This window comes from Streptococcus oralis subsp. dentisani, assembly GCF_002096335.1.
Classification (GTDB): domain Bacteria; phylum Bacillota; class Bacilli; order Lactobacillales; family Streptococcaceae; genus Streptococcus; species Streptococcus oralis_Z.
Window position 1 is genome coordinate 166,759 of record NZ_NCUW01000028.1, and the last position, 14,493, is coordinate 181,251.

The window sequence follows — 14,493 nt, forward strand, 5'->3', positions numbered from 1 at the left end:
AATATTATGAAAGTAACTAGATTAAGAGATTTACTAAATAAACCATTTACTATTCGAGATTTAGCTAGTGGTTATACAAATAATGATGATGGCGCAACAACAGACGCTGTAAAAGGATATAATGGTAACTTGAATATTCGTCCGTCTTATCAGAGAAATAGCGTATATAACGAAGATAAGAGACAAGCTGTAATTCAAACCGTTTTAGATGAGTGTCCTTTAGGTATTATGTACTGGGTTGATTTAGGAAACGGACAATATGAAGTTCTCGATGGTCAACAACGTATTTTAGCTATTTGTAATTATGTTATGGGGAATTACTCTGTAAAATCAAGTAAATTTCCATCCAGTGCTCCACAACAAGATTTCCCAAATCTTCAGATGAACCTAACTGACTTAGCAGAACAAATTCTTGATTATGAGTTAGACATATATGTTTGTGAAGGAACTGCGTCCGAAAAAATGAAATGGTTTCATGTTATCAATACAGCAGGCGAACCATTAAATGAGCAAGAATTAAGAAACTCTGCTTATACAGGAACTTGGCTTTCTGATGCTAAACAAAGATTTTCAACAAAGACTGGACGTGGCGTTGTACTTGCTGACGAGAATCCGAATAACGATAAAGCAGAACCACTATTAAATGGTAATTGGAATAGACAAGAGTATCTACAAACTGCTATTAAATGGGCTTCACAAAATGATAATGACGATAGTACAAATACAATCGAAGATTATATGTTGAAGCATCAAGGAGATGCAGATGCTTCTGAATTATGGCAAAATTTTTCTGCCATAATTGAATGGGTTCGTGGAAAGTTTATAAGCTATCAAAACAGTTTGAAAGGGATGGATTGGGGAACAATCTACAAAGAGTATCAATTAGGACAGTTAGACAACAATATCATCAAAAATAGTGCTTCTGTCATTAACGAAAAAATTGCAGAGTTGGTAAATGATGATGAAGTCACAACTAAAATGAAAGGGATTTATCAGTACATCATTTACGGAGATTCCAAATATCTCCAACTTAGAGCTTTTGATGATAAAACCATCAAGCAAAAATATGAAGAACAGAGCCATCACTGCGTTTATTGTGTGGATGAAGGAAACAACAGGGAGTATGCTCTTAAAGAACTAGCAGGCGACCATATTACACCCTGGTCTTTAGGTGGAAAAACTGTCCCTGAAAATTGCCAACTATTATGTAAAAAGCACAACTCTTCAAAAGGGAACAACTATTAAAATTGAAAAGGCGACTTCCAAAACGGAAATCGTCTTTTTTGATATTCTCATAAATACAATATGTTGTTGGTGTTGTAAACTGGTATATAGTTCCCATAATTTAAATACGCTTCACCTTAAGTAATTTTGAAAAACCTAAGAATGCATTGTAGTATTCTTGTTTTCTCTTCATTGTAGAGACAAAAGCTAATTTTACAGGAACTGCGTTGACTCTTGAATGTTTAAAACTTAAATCATCTGATTGTGGGATAAATCTTAATTCCTCTTCCAATGTTGAGAAAACAAGAGGGAGAGTACCTAAAATGGGACGTAAACGGAATGACCAACTATTTAAATTCTTTTCAGGATAAATAACTTAGGCATTAATACAATGCCTCCTCATTCAAGGATACCAAGAGAGAGCAAAAAAGTCTAGGAGGACTAGACTTTCTTAGCTTATTCTACTGTTACTGACTTAGCAAGGTTACGTGGTTTGTCCACATCAAGACCACGGTGGAGGGTTGCAAAGTAAGCGACCAATTGCGTTGGTACGACCATTGAGATTGGTGAGAGGTAAGGATGTACGGTCGTAAGGACGATATCATCTGTCTCTTTAGCAACATTCTCTTCAGCGATAGTGAGAACCTTGGCACCACGGGCTGCGACCTCTTGGATATTTCCACGAGTATGATTAGCAAGGACTGGATCTGACAAGAGGGCCAATACAGGTGTTCCTTCTTCAATCAAGGCGATGGTTCCGTGCTTGAGTTCTCCTGCCGCAAAACCTTCACATTGAATGTAAGAAATCTCTTTGAGCTTGAGACTGGCTTCCATGGCTACATAGTAGTCTTGACCACGTCCGATGTAAAAGGCGTTGCGAGTTGTTTCAAGAAGCTCACGAACTTTAGCATCGATTGTTTCTTTTTCTGAAAGAGTTGATTCGATAGACTGAGCCACGATTGACAACTCATGAACCAGGTCAAAGTCTTGAGCTTTAGCATTGCCATTTGCTTCTCCGACTGCTTTTGCAAGAAATGCAAGAGCTGCGATTTGCGCTGTATAAGCTTTAGTTGAAGCCACTGCGATTTCAGGACCCGCGTGAAGGAGCATGGTATGGTTGGCTTCACGTGAAAGAGTTGATCCTGGCACGTTTGTTACAGTTAAGCTAGGGATGCCCATTTCATTAGCCTTAACCAAAACCTGGCGGCTATCCGCTGTTTCACCAGACTGGCTGATAAAGATGAAGAGTGGTTTCTGGCTGAGAAGTGGCATACCGTAGCCCCACTCAGATGAAATTCCAAGTTCAACAGGTGTATCCGTCAATTCTTCCAGCATTTTCTTAGAAGCAAATCCTGCGTGGTAAGATGTCCCAGCTGCAAGGATGTAGATGCGGTCTGCCTCTCGAACAGCCTTGATGATAGCTGGATCTACCACTACTTGACCAGCCTCATCTGTGTAGGCTTGGATGAGTTTACGCATGACCGTTGGTTGCTCGTCAATTTCCTTGAGCATGTAGTAAGGGTAAGTTCCCTTACCGATATCTGACAAATCAAGCTCAGCAGTGTAGCTAGCACGCTCACGACGATTGCCATCATAGTCTTGAATTTCGACACTATCCGCCTTGACAATTACCAATTCTTGGTCATGGATTTCCATGTATTGGTTGGTCTCACGAATCATAGCCATAGCATCCGAGCAGACCATGTTGTAACCATCTCCGAGACCAATCAAAAGTGGTGACTTGTTCTTAGCGACATAGATAACATCTGGATTTTCAGAGTCAATCAAGGCAAAGGCATAAGAACCACGGATGATGTGAAGGGCTTTTTTGAAAGCTTCAAGAACTGAGAAACCATCTTCTTCCACAAACTTTCCAATCAAGTGCACTGCGATTTCCGTATCTGTTTGCCCCTTGAAGTGGTGACCTGCAAGGTATTCTTCCTTGATTTCAAGGTAGTTTTCAATGACCCCATTGTGCACCAAGACAAAACGTCCAGTCTCCGATCGATGTGGGTGAGCGTTATCTTCCGTTGGTTTACCATGAGTCGCCCAACGCGTATGTCCGATACCAGTTGTTCCCTCAACACCAGTAGTTTTAGCAGACAATTCTGCGATACGACCTACAGCCTTGACTAGGTGATTTTCAGCACCACCTAGGACAAAAATCCCCGCAGAATCATAGCCACGGTATTCAAGTTTTTCAAGCCCTTGAATCAAAATATCAGTTGCATTTGTGTTTCCAACAACACCGACAATTCCACACATAGTATATACGACACAGACCAGCTGTGCTTTCCCCTTAAATTGGTATAGTCTGATTTTCCTTTTACAGAATCAGCAAAAACAGTATATACTTGTTTTCATAGCTTGTCAAGGATAAAAATTGGTATAACTTTTATAGAGTACCTAAAATTGCAATTTCATCTAATGGCTGACAAGCTGACATTGACAGTTTAATCTAGGAAAATGAGAGATTTATGTCTAAAAGCCAAAAGCTAGATAGAAAAATCTAACTTTTGTAGGTAACAAAAAGACGCTACTTTCTTATTTCAAAAACAAAATACTCAGCAAAGTCAAAATAGCTGGTCCACCTTGCTTCAGAATAATCTTCTTGTCTGCTGTTAGAGAACCGTAGGTCGCTGCACCAAGCACAAATAAAACAAAGATGGTCACAATTTCCAAACTTTGTGAGAAATAAATCCCGTACAAGAGAAAGACCCCTATCAAAGCATTATAAATCCCTTGGTTTTTAAACAGTGAGGTGACAGAGGGTCGAGTCAACTCTTCCTTGTCCATATTAAATACGCGACTAGTAGTATCTGATTGCGTAGCCACACTTTCCAAATAAAAAATGTAAAAATGCTCCAAAGCAACGATAGTTGCTAAAATAATTGTAAAAATAGACATATTCTTCTCCTTAAATTTCTATCTCTTCTAAGCCAGATATCAACTTTTCTAACAAGCGACTGAACTCTTCTCGCTCTCCTTTTGTAAGTACGCTTTCCATCTGACTCTTTACCTTTATATGTTGTTGGGGAGAGTTGGTTACTAGTTGTTCTCTCGCAAAGTCTGTCACTTCCACCAAAACCTCCCTCTGGTTTTCAGGATTCCGACGTCGCTTGACCAAACCTTCCTTTTCCAAAATTTTAAAGTGCCGTGTCAAGGCAGCCTGATCAATTTTCAATCTCTCCTGAACCGCAATTTGATTACAAGGAGACTGTTCAATCAAGAAACATAATATCTGATAACGAGTGAGGCTAATCCCCAATTGTCGTTCGAATAGTTGTGTCATAGACTGATCTGCTAACCGTAGTCGATACAGTAAATCTTGGATTGTTACCATCATTCCCTCCTAACATATTTGATTTATCAACTATTGACTTATCAAGTATAATATAAACCAAAAAATAAATCAAGAAATATGCTTACATTTTCTTGAAATATTACTCACTTCCCCATCTTTGTTCCTTTTATCCTGAAGCAATCACACACAAAAAAGAAGTGGAAACTCAATCAGTTCCCAACTTCCATTTTAATGATTAGTTCATTGAAACGTGAACGTGGTCATAGTGGTTTTCGGTTACGCTACCACGGTCTGGCATTGGATTCCACGTGTAGGCAGGCCCATATTTGCTATCGTATGGAGCGTAGAAACGTTGTTTCCAGATGATGTAGTTGATACCACGGCTAGCCATGTTTTGGACTGCATATTCAGCGATTTGATCTCCGAGTGCTGAACTCACTGGAACCATAAAGTCGATGGCCAAACCTTTACCATGGTCTCCACTGTCACCAGGACGGTATCCACTAAAGGATGTAATTCCAAACAAATTGGCAATTTCTTCTTTAAAGGCTGCAGTTTGTGGTTGTAGACCAGCATTCTCAGACTTGGCTACAGCAAGCCCTGCATAGTCAGGAGCCGCTGGAGCTGAATAAGTTCTTGAAGGAGTTTGACTTTGCTCTGCTTGATAAGTCGAAGTTGCAGTGTCAGAATTTGTTGTTTCTTCTGCTGTACTTGTTCCTCTTGTATCAGCAGGCGTTTCTGCTACTGGTGCTTCTGTTGGAGTTGTTTCTGCCGTTTCTTCCGTAGCTGGAGTCGCTGCTTGAGGAGCTTCTTCAACTGGACTAGTAGTTTCAGTTGTTTCTGCCGCAGGTGCCGCCGCTGGAGTTGTTTCTGCTGTTTCTTCTGCCACAGGTGCTTCTGTAGATGGTGTCTCTTCAGTAGCGGTCGCTGTCTCAGAAACTTCTGAACTTGGCGCTACTTCTGTTGGTTTTTCAGTCTCTGTTGCACTTGGTACTTCCTCAATTGGTTGAGAAAGGTCTTCTACTTGAACAGTCTCTTCATCAACTGTTACTTGGTTGGTCGTCAAATCAGCTGTCGCAGTCGTCACATCTTCACTAGAATCTGCTTGAGGAGTTTGGATTTCAACTTCCGTCACCTCTTCTGCCTCATTGACAGTTGTAGTGAGGACAGTATCTGGGAAAATCAAGTCCATATTGGTGATCTTGTTCAAATTAGCAAGAACTGTCACATCTACTCCCAAAGCTTCTGCAATGGTGCTCAGAGTATCACCATACTGAACTGTATAGCTGTTTTTGTTCTCGTTTTTCGTCACGTCATTTTGGATTTGCTCAACACTACGCGCAGTCCAAAGAACTTCTTCCGCTTGAGTTGCCAATGCTGGTGCAAAAGACAAGGCTACTGTTGAGGCTAATAATATTCTTTTCTTCATTCTTTCACATTCCTTTCAAATGAGTACCTGTCTATCATAACACAAAAAAAGTAGAAAAAAAGCCCTCTCGGGCCTATTTAACAGAACTGTCCATTCCTTGTAACAAACTAGATCAGTTGAAATAGTTTGTTAGCCTTCTGTCATAAAACTGACACAATCTTTTTATTGCTCATCCTCAAAAATGTAGGGAATATCTGCCAATGCTTGAATCCTCTGATTCCCTTCATAAGATGACTCGAAAAAGTTAATGCTTTGAATTCCACTATTCTGGGCAAATTCCACATCCAAAGTCCGGTCCCCTATATAATAGGTAGTCCTAGGATTCAACTCGTATTTGTCTAGCAAATATGTAGCCACTTCTGGACTTGGTTTCCGTGAAAAGCCACTCTGACTGGTCAGAATTTCTGTAAAATAGGATTCCAAACCCAAGTCTCTTAGAATGGTAAAGGCATTGTCTCCTTTATGGGTATAAACAAACTGCAGAATCCCTGCTTCATCTGCCCAAGCTAGTACTTCACGCGCACCTAGCATCAAAACTACCTGGGCATTCTTCTCAGCCAAACTCTGGGAACGCACCTGATTGAGCTCTTTAGCATCCAAATTTCGCTCTTCTGCCACCTGCTCCAGCAAATCCTGCACCGAATACTTGAGGATAAACTCTCTTACTTTCTCCTTGTCATAAGGAATAGAAAACTGACAAAAGGTTTCCTCAATCCCTGACAAAATCGCTTCGTAAGAGTCCAATAAGGTCCCATCTAAATCCCAAATAAAAGCTGTTTTTTGCATTTCCTATCCTTTCAAGCTCATATAACGCTGGTATCGGTAGCGTAGAAATAACCAACGAAAACCATTATCCAAAAGGGTTCCCGCCCAAATACCTGGCAAGCCCCAACCAAGCACAATTCCCATCAGATAGGCTGTCCCAATGCGGATACACCACATCCCGATACTTGTCGCATAAAAGGGGAGACGAGCATTTCCCAAGCCCTGCCAAACCGCCGTATAAATAACTGTCCCTGTCGCCATAGGAGTTCCTAGTAGTGAGAAAAGTGCTACTAAAACGCTCGCTTCGACCGCTACAGGATCCGTCATAAAGAGATGTGTCAACGGAATTCCCAAGGCATAGATGCCAAGTGTCAAGGGCAACATAAGGACGAAAGAAATCCAAAAGGTTTGCTTGCTTACCTCGTTTACTCTTTTCCAGTTATTCTCTCCAACTGCTCGAGCCACCAGCATGACCGTTGCCGTAGCGACGCCAAAGGCAGGCATATAGTTAAACTGAGTCAAGACTTCTCCGACTGCATTTCCCGCTACTGCCTCCGTCCCAAAAGAAACAACCAAGACAATGATGACGACATCTCCAGCCCGCATCATGAGACGTTCTCCTGCTGCCGGTATAGCCAAAGTCAACAAATCCTTATCTAAACCAAAAGACGGCTTCTCACAAGGCAGTTTTAATTGCGACCATAAAATTACAAGACCAACCAAGCGAGACAGAATAGTCCCCCATGCAACACCAGCTATCCCCATATCAAGAACAAAAATAGCTAGACTCGAAAAGAGAATATTCAAGGCATTGGATAAAAAACTAACATAGAGGGGTAGACGCGGATTATGCGTTGCACGAATCAAGGCTCCCAAACTGGTCATCAAGCCCAAAAGAACAATCGAACCACCCACTAAAGAAAGGTAGAGTCCTCCACTTTCGGCCACAGCCTGCTCAGTCCCCAAAAGTCCTATCATCTCTTGCCCAGCAAAGATAGACAAGGCCCCTAAAAGCAAACTCAGTAGCAAGGTAATCTTCAACGCCTCAGTCACATGATAAGCTAGCTTCGACTGATCTTTCTGCCCCATGCTTTTTGAAATAACACTAGAAATAGCAGCTCCCAGAGCGATGAAAATCGCTTGGTAAATCGTGATAATATTGCTAGCCACTGAAACACCCGAAATAGCGATCAAACCCAAGTGGGCGACCAAGTAGCTGTCCACCATTCCCATGAGCATCTGCAAAAAGTTTTCCCCCATAGCTGGCAATGCAATATTAAGAATGTCTTTATTTTTCTTAAACAATCCTTCCTCCTGATGAAAAGAAACTCAGTTGATTTCCCAACCGAGTTTACTTCCTCTGTCTTAAAGTCCTAGATAAGCCTCAACCGCTGCTTGCATATCAGCAGCTGCCACTGTTGTCTTATGACGAACTGGCGCGGTTTCAAGGCCGTCAACTGCTGGTGGCACTGCTACTCCTGAAATGTCATGTAATTGAACCAAGGCTTCAAAGTCGGTCAAGCCAACTTTCCCAGTTACCGCTTCTACGGCAACCACTGGGAACTTGTATGGACTAGCTGTTGAAGCAATCACTGTCTTAGTCGCATCGCCAGTAGCCACTTGATATTTTCTATAAACAGCTGAGGCAACCGCCGTATGTGGATCCTCGATATAGGCATCTGTTTGATAAACACGTTTAATTTCTGCCGCAGTTTCTTCCTCCGTCGCATATTCAGCTGCAAAGAGTTCCAGAATCGTTGCATCAAAGTCTGTCAATTCATATTGTCCTTGTGTATTCAAGGCATTCATGAGTTCAGTTGTCTTAACCGCATCATTCCCCAAAAGATGGAAAATCAAACGCTCCAAGTTTGAAGATACCAAGATATCCATAGATGGACTAGTTGTTACCTTAAACTCACGTTTCTTGTCGTAAATACGTGTCTTGAAGAAGTCTGTCAAAACATTGTTGTCATTTGAAGCGCAGATCAATTTACCAATCGGCAGACCAATTTGCTTAGCATAAAAGGCAGCTAAGATATTTCCAAAGTTTCCTGTTGGTACTGTGAAGTTGACCTTTTCACCAGCCACAATCTCACCAGACTTAACCAACTGGGCATAGGCATAGACATAATAAACAACCTGTGGTACCAAACGACCGATGTTCATAGAGTTAGCTGATGAAAATTGCAACTTGTTCGCTGCCAATTTTTCACGGAGAGCTACATCGTTAAACATATGTTTCACATTTGTTTGCGCATCATCAAAGTTTCCATCAATAGCGATAACATGAGTATTGTCGCCAGTCTGAGTAGTCATTTGCAACTCTTGTACCTTGCTGACACCATCCTTTGGATAAAAGACGATAATCTCAGTACCAGGTACATCCGCAAATCCAGCCATAGCTGCTTTCCCAGTATCACCAGATGTCGCTGTCAAAATGACGATTCTGTTCTCCAAACCATGCTTTTTAGCGGCTGTCGTCATAAAGTATGGCAAGATAGACAAGGCCATATCTTTAAAGGCAATGGTTGATCCATGGAAGAGTTCCAAGTTGTATTGCCCATCTAGTTTCACCAAAGGAGCAATAGCCGGAATATCAAACTTGCTATCGTAGGCATTGTTGATGCAGTAATCCAACTCCTCAGCCGTAAAGTCATCTAAAAATGCTGACAAGACAAGCTTAGCAACTTCTTGGTAAGAAGCATCTTTCAATTTTTCAAAGTCCAAATCGACCTTTGGATAAGTAAGCGGTGTAAACAAACCACCATCCGTCGCCAAACCTTGCAAAATAGCTTGGCTGGCAGTTACTGTATTATTGGCATCACGCGTTGATTGATAAACTAATGTCATAATCTCTATCCTTTATCTATAGTCCATTCCATTATATCATGATTTTTCAGAAAATTCTCCCTTTATAAGAGAAATTATAGGCACAATTCTTCTTTCAAAGGCTGTAAATAGGTCATTTCTTGCTTGCCTCTCTTCTCCAGTCCTTCCTCGGCTAGAAAGAGTAATTCTTTTGAAAACTCTACAATTGCAGTTTCTTCCTCATCTGTTAGCCTTTTCTTAGAAAATTGTCGTCTCAATGACTTGTAATCACGTCCAACTGTGGTAAAAAATGGAGCAGTCCGCAAGTAAGCTTCTAACTTATCTAAATTAAGCAACAATCCCAAGTGAAAAGCTGCTGAAGCAAAGGTTCTATTTAAAGGTTGCGTACACACACTACGAAACTCGATAGTCCCTCTAGTTGTTAAGTCTTGGTACTGGTAACTACGATGAGTTTCAAAATCCTTCTCTTGGGGATAAATAAGAACCTCATCCCCATTAAGGGTAAATGCCTGGATTTCAGGTGTAGCAAAATAGTCCCTAGCCTGAATAGGATAAAAATAATAGGTCTGCCCATCACGCTCCGCAGTGAAAATCGCAGAATGATTTAGATAGTCAAAAAAATCATCCTCATCTTTAAATAGTCTAGTATTAACACCTACATTCTCTGGATAGATACCATGCATGGATTCTTCCCAAAAAATATCTCTCGAAATTTTGGTATCCCAATCTGCCCCTGAAAACTCAGAATTGGCAAACAAATAAGCTTTAGCTGCTTCAATTTGAGTAAAAGCATTGATAACACGCAGGTAGTTGGACCTTGAAACGTCTAGTTGAACCTGACTACCACAGATAAAGGCTCCATACTCAGGGAAATGATGTAAATCTGATTTAGTTACATTTCTACTCAAATTCAGATAATCCATCAACATCTGATAGCGGGGATAAGCCACTGGACAATTCTCATTTTTATCCCAGTTGGGATGAATGCCGCAGCCAACAATAGCATGATTAGCTTCGCCCAACTTATTCTGAATCGTAGCCATATAGAAATCAAAGCGTTCTTCTACCTCTTGGATAGATTCGGCCTTTCCGAATGCAAACTCAATCGTCGTATAAGCAACCTCAAACAAGATCGTATCTTGGCTGACTAGATCAAACAACTGAATTGGATTCCCAAAATCATCCACTTTTTCGATAGTAAAACCCAGTACTGATGGTAAATACCGAAAGAGATCCTTAACAACCTCGATATCCGTAGCCTCACCCTCTAAATTTACAATAGGATATTCTAACTCAATCCCAATAAATAAATCAGGCTCCTCTTTTATATTCTTTAAGTAACGTTTCTTTAGCAATTCAACAGAACGAGACATCAAACACCAACACTTTCATAATCAAAATAAAATGTGAATAAGTAATATTATACCAAAAATGTGGCAGGTTTCTAGTCAAAATATTCTTTGCCTTCCTATTTCTATTCTTTTTATAGCTAAAAACTTATTTTCGATGGGAGAGCATCGAAAATATTAACGAATAAAAGAAAACTCTGACCAATTAAGATAATCGGTCAGAATCTCTTTTTAAAATCCATTATTATCGCTAAGTTCTTTGAACCAGTGGCCTGATTTCTTCAGGCGGCGTTCCTGCGTTTCCAGGTCAAGCTCAACCAGACCATAGCGGTTTTTATAGCTGTTGAGCCATGACCAGCAGTCGATAAAGGTCCAGATTAAGTAACCTTTACAGTTAGCACCGTCTTCAATGGCACGATGGAGTTCACGCAGATGCCCTTTGACAAATTCAATACGATAGTCGTCTTGAATCATGCCATTCTCACGGAATTTATCTTCACCTTCAACACCCATACCATTCTCTGTCAGCATCCACTCGATATTGCCATAGTTTTCCTTGATGTTTTGTGCGATGTGGTAAATCCCTTGCTCGTAGATTTCCCACCCACGGTGGGGATTGATCTTACGACCTGGCATGACGTAAGGCTCATAGAAATGCTCAGGCAAGAGCGGACTGTCTGGATGTTTAGCAAAACGTGGCGCCATGACGCGCAAAGGCTGGTAGTAGTTGACTCCGAGAAAGTCCACTGTATGCTCACGAATGAGTTCCAACTCCTCTGCTGTGTAGTCTGGAAGCAAATCATGCTCAGTCATAATTTCCACTAACTCTTCTGGATAAGTTCCCAAAACAGATGGATCTAGGAAAGACTGCGCTTGAAAGAGATCCGCAATACGAGCAGCTTTCACATCTGCAGGATGCTGGCTACGAGGATAAGCTGGCGTCAAATTGAGGACAATCCCAATCTTGGAATCAGGCAAAACCTCATGACAAGCCTTCACCGCAAGACTACTAGCTAGTTGTGTGTGATAGGCCACCTTAACTGCCGCTTTGGCATCTACCTTGTGAGGATAATGGGCATTATAGAAGTAACCAAACTCAACAGGAACGATAGGCTCATTGAAGGTAATCCATTGGTCCACCAAGTCACCATAAGTCTCAAAACAGAAACGAGCATAGTCTTCGTAGGCTGAGACAGTGGCCTTATCTTCCCAACCATCCCCATCTTCTTGAAGGGCAAAAGGCAGATCAAAGTGATAGAGATTGACTAAAAGGCGAATACCCTTGGCCTTGATCGCTTCAAAGACCTGACGGTAGAAAGCCACACCTTGAGGATTGACTTCTCCACGACCTTGCGGGAAAAGTCGTGACCACTGGATAGAAGTACGAAAGGCTGTATGACCTGTTTCTACTAGAAGCTCAATATCCTTTTCCCAGTTTTCGTAAAAGGTCGATGTTTTGTCAGGTCCAATCCCATTGTAGTAGCGATTTGGCTCTACTTGGAACCAATAATCCCAGAGATTGTCTCCCTTGCCGTCACCAGGCACACGGCCTTCTGTCTGTGGTCCAGAAGTTGAGGAACCCCAGACAAAATCCTTTGGAAATTTTAGCATAGCTTTACCTCTTAACTTGATGATGTATTTATTCATTCCCATTATATAGAAAAAACAAGGCAAAAACTAGTTACATTTTTGCCTTGTTTTTCTTCTGATTATAGTTTTTATTTCTTGCTGAGGATTTCAAGGGTTTCGAGGGTTTCGAGCAAGTTGTCTGCGTGAACCTCGATCGTATCACCAGTCGCCTTGATCTTAACTTCTACAATACCATCAGCTGCTTTCTTCCCAACAGTGATACGGATTGGAAGACCGATCAAGTCGCTATCGCTGAATTTAACCCCGACACGTTCGTTACGGTCATCTGTCAAGACTTCGTAACCAGCTCCCATCAAGCTTGCTTCAAGCCTTTCTGTCAAGGCCTGCGCTTCTTCATCCTTGACATTGACAGTGATTAAGTGCACATCAAATGGCGCCAATTCTTTAGGGAAGTTAACTCCCCAAGCGTAACGGTATTCACCCTTAGGCGTTTTGTTGACAAAGAGGCGAGCGTGTTGCTCCATCACTGCTGAAAGGAGACGGCTAACACCGATACCGTAACATCCCATGATGATTGGGATCGCACGGCCGTTTTCGTCCAAGACATCCGCACCCATGCTTGCTGAGTAGCGAGTACCGAGTTTGAAGATGTGACCAATTTCGATACCACGGGCAAAGTTAAGAACGCCTTGTCCGTCTGGTGAAATTTCACCCTCACGAACTTCACGGATATCCACATATTCTGCAGTGAAGTCACGACCTGGGTTCACGCCCGTCAAGTGGTAGCCATCTTCGTTAGCACCTACAACCGCATTGCGAACATCTTGCACCTTACGGTCAGCAATGATTTTTACATTTTCTGGTAAACCAACTGGACCAAGTGAACCAAAGCCTGCTGAGACGACACTTGCGACTTCTTCCTCGCTAGCAACATCAAAGAAATCTGCACCCAAGTAGTTTTTCAACTTGACTTCATTGAGTTGGTCATTCCCAACTAGAAGGGCTGCAACAAGCTCACCATCTGCCATGTAGAAGAGGGTTTTAATCGTTTGTTCTTCTGGAACATTGAGGAAGGCTGCAACCTCATCGATGGATTTAACATCTGGTGTTGCAACGCGAGTCACTTCTTCTTCAGCGACAACACGGTTGCTTGGTTTGTATTCATTTGTTGCCATTTCCAAGTTAGCCGCATAGCTAGACTCACTTGAGTAGGCGATGGTATCCTCACCAGAAACCATCCATTTGAGCAATTCTTCCTTGATTTCTTCTTGCACCTCTGCAGGAATTTCATCAAATGAGGCAACTGACTTGTCCAAGACGACCCATCGGTCAAGGTCTGTACGAGCTGGTGTGATAGCCATAAATTCTTGGCTATCCTTACCACCCATAGCCCCGCCGTCACCGATGATAGCCTTAAAGTCCAAGCCACTGCGAGTGAAGATGCGTTCATAAGCAGCCTTGTACTCATCATAGGTCACATCCAAGCTGTCATAGTTGGCATGGAAACTGTAACCGTCTTTCATGATGAATTCACGCGTACGGAGAAGGCCGTTACGTGGACGTTTTTCATCACGGTACTTAGGCTGGATTTGGTAGAGATTAAGCGGTAATTGCTTATAAGACTTAACAGAATCACGGACAATAGCTGTAAAAGTCTCTTCGTGTGTCGGACCTAGGATAAAATCTGACTTTTCACGATTTTTCAGTTTATAAAGGTCTTCACCATAGGTTTCATAACGGCCTGATTCACGCCAAAGATCAGCACTGAGAAGGGCAGGAGCCAACATCTCCACCGCACCAATCTTATCAAACTCTTGGCGCATGATATTCTTAGCCTTTTCAATCACACGGTTAGCGAGTGGTAGGTAAGAATATACACCGGCAGAAACTTGACGAACATAACCAGCACGCAACATAAGGGCGTGGCTGATAGCTTGAGCATCGCTTGGCATTTCGCGAAGCGTTGGGATTAGCATTTTACTTTGTTTCATAATATTCCTCGA

Annotated in this window: 11 protein-coding genes; 1 reads left to right on the forward strand and 10 read right to left on the reverse strand. The window is 41.8% G+C overall.

The genetic code is table 11. The annotated features are described in order from the left end of the window. The first annotated feature begins 6 nt into the window (after positions 1 to 6). Complete coding sequence (locus tag B7709_RS04445) at positions 7 to 1,245, forward strand: GmrSD restriction endonuclease domain-containing protein (protein WP_084971886.1); 1,239 nt, start codon at positions 7 to 9, stop codon at positions 1,243 to 1,245. Between the two features lie 435 nt (positions 1,246 to 1,680). Here the strand turns inward: B7709_RS04445 and glmS are convergent, their stop codons facing one another. The 10 genes from glmS to B7709_RS04500 all read right to left on the reverse strand — a co-directional run bounded on the left by glmS (position 1,681) and on the right by B7709_RS04500 (position 14,481). Beyond that, positions 1,681 to 3,489, reverse strand: a complete 1,809-nt coding sequence (glmS, locus tag B7709_RS04455; RefSeq protein ID WP_061453977.1) for a glutamine--fructose-6-phosphate transaminase (isomerizing) — start codon at positions 3,487 to 3,489, stop codon at positions 1,681 to 1,683. A 279-nt stretch (positions 3,490 to 3,768) separates the two neighbouring features. Further along, positions 3,769 to 4,131: a DUF1304 domain-containing protein gene (locus B7709_RS04460; RefSeq protein ID WP_084971887.1), complete on the reverse strand. Its 363-nt coding sequence runs from the start codon at positions 4,129 to 4,131 to the stop codon at positions 3,769 to 3,771. A 10-nt stretch (positions 4,132 to 4,141) separates the two neighbouring features. Continuing rightward, the gene (locus B7709_RS04465) at positions 4,142 to 4,567 is read right to left on the reverse strand and encodes a MarR family winged helix-turn-helix transcriptional regulator (protein ID WP_162279157.1); all 426 of its coding nucleotides are present in this window, start codon (positions 4,565 to 4,567) and stop codon (positions 4,142 to 4,144) included. A 196-nt stretch (positions 4,568 to 4,763) separates the two neighbouring features. Beyond that, the gene (locus B7709_RS04470) at positions 4,764 to 5,957 is read right to left on the reverse strand and encodes a LysM peptidoglycan-binding domain-containing protein (RefSeq protein ID WP_084971888.1); all 1,194 of its coding nucleotides are present in this window, start codon (positions 5,955 to 5,957) and stop codon (positions 4,764 to 4,766) included. A 162-nt stretch (positions 5,958 to 6,119) separates the two neighbouring features. Continuing rightward, positions 6,120 to 6,743, reverse strand: coding sequence for an HAD family hydrolase (locus B7709_RS04475; RefSeq protein ID WP_084971889.1), 624 nt, complete (start codon positions 6,741 to 6,743; stop codon positions 6,120 to 6,122). A 3-nt stretch (positions 6,744 to 6,746) separates the two neighbouring features. Continuing rightward, the gene (locus B7709_RS04480; RefSeq protein ID WP_084971890.1) at positions 6,747 to 8,027 is read right to left on the reverse strand and encodes an MATE family efflux transporter; all 1,281 of its coding nucleotides are present in this window, start codon (positions 8,025 to 8,027) and stop codon (positions 6,747 to 6,749) included. Positions 8,028 to 8,087: 60 nt separating this feature from the next. Continuing rightward, a complete protein-coding gene (gene thrC / locus B7709_RS04485) occupies positions 8,088 to 9,572 on the reverse strand; it encodes a threonine synthase (RefSeq protein WP_084971891.1) in 1,485 nt (494 codons plus the stop codon). A 74-nt stretch (positions 9,573 to 9,646) separates the two neighbouring features. Then, positions 9,647 to 10,924, reverse strand: coding sequence for a glutamate--cysteine ligase family protein (locus tag B7709_RS04490; RefSeq protein ID WP_084971892.1), 1,278 nt, complete (start codon positions 10,922 to 10,924; stop codon positions 9,647 to 9,649). Between the two features lie 207 nt (positions 10,925 to 11,131). Beyond that, positions 11,132 to 12,511 (reverse strand): glycoside hydrolase family 1 protein, encoded by a 1,380-nt coding sequence (locus B7709_RS04495; protein ID WP_084971893.1) that lies wholly within the window; start codon positions 12,509 to 12,511, stop codon positions 11,132 to 11,134. A 107-nt stretch (positions 12,512 to 12,618) separates the two neighbouring features. Continuing rightward, positions 12,619 to 14,481 (reverse strand): proline--tRNA ligase, encoded by a 1,863-nt coding sequence (locus B7709_RS04500; protein WP_084971894.1) that lies wholly within the window; start codon positions 14,479 to 14,481, stop codon positions 12,619 to 12,621. Between the last annotated feature and the right edge of the window lie 12 nt (positions 14,482 to 14,493).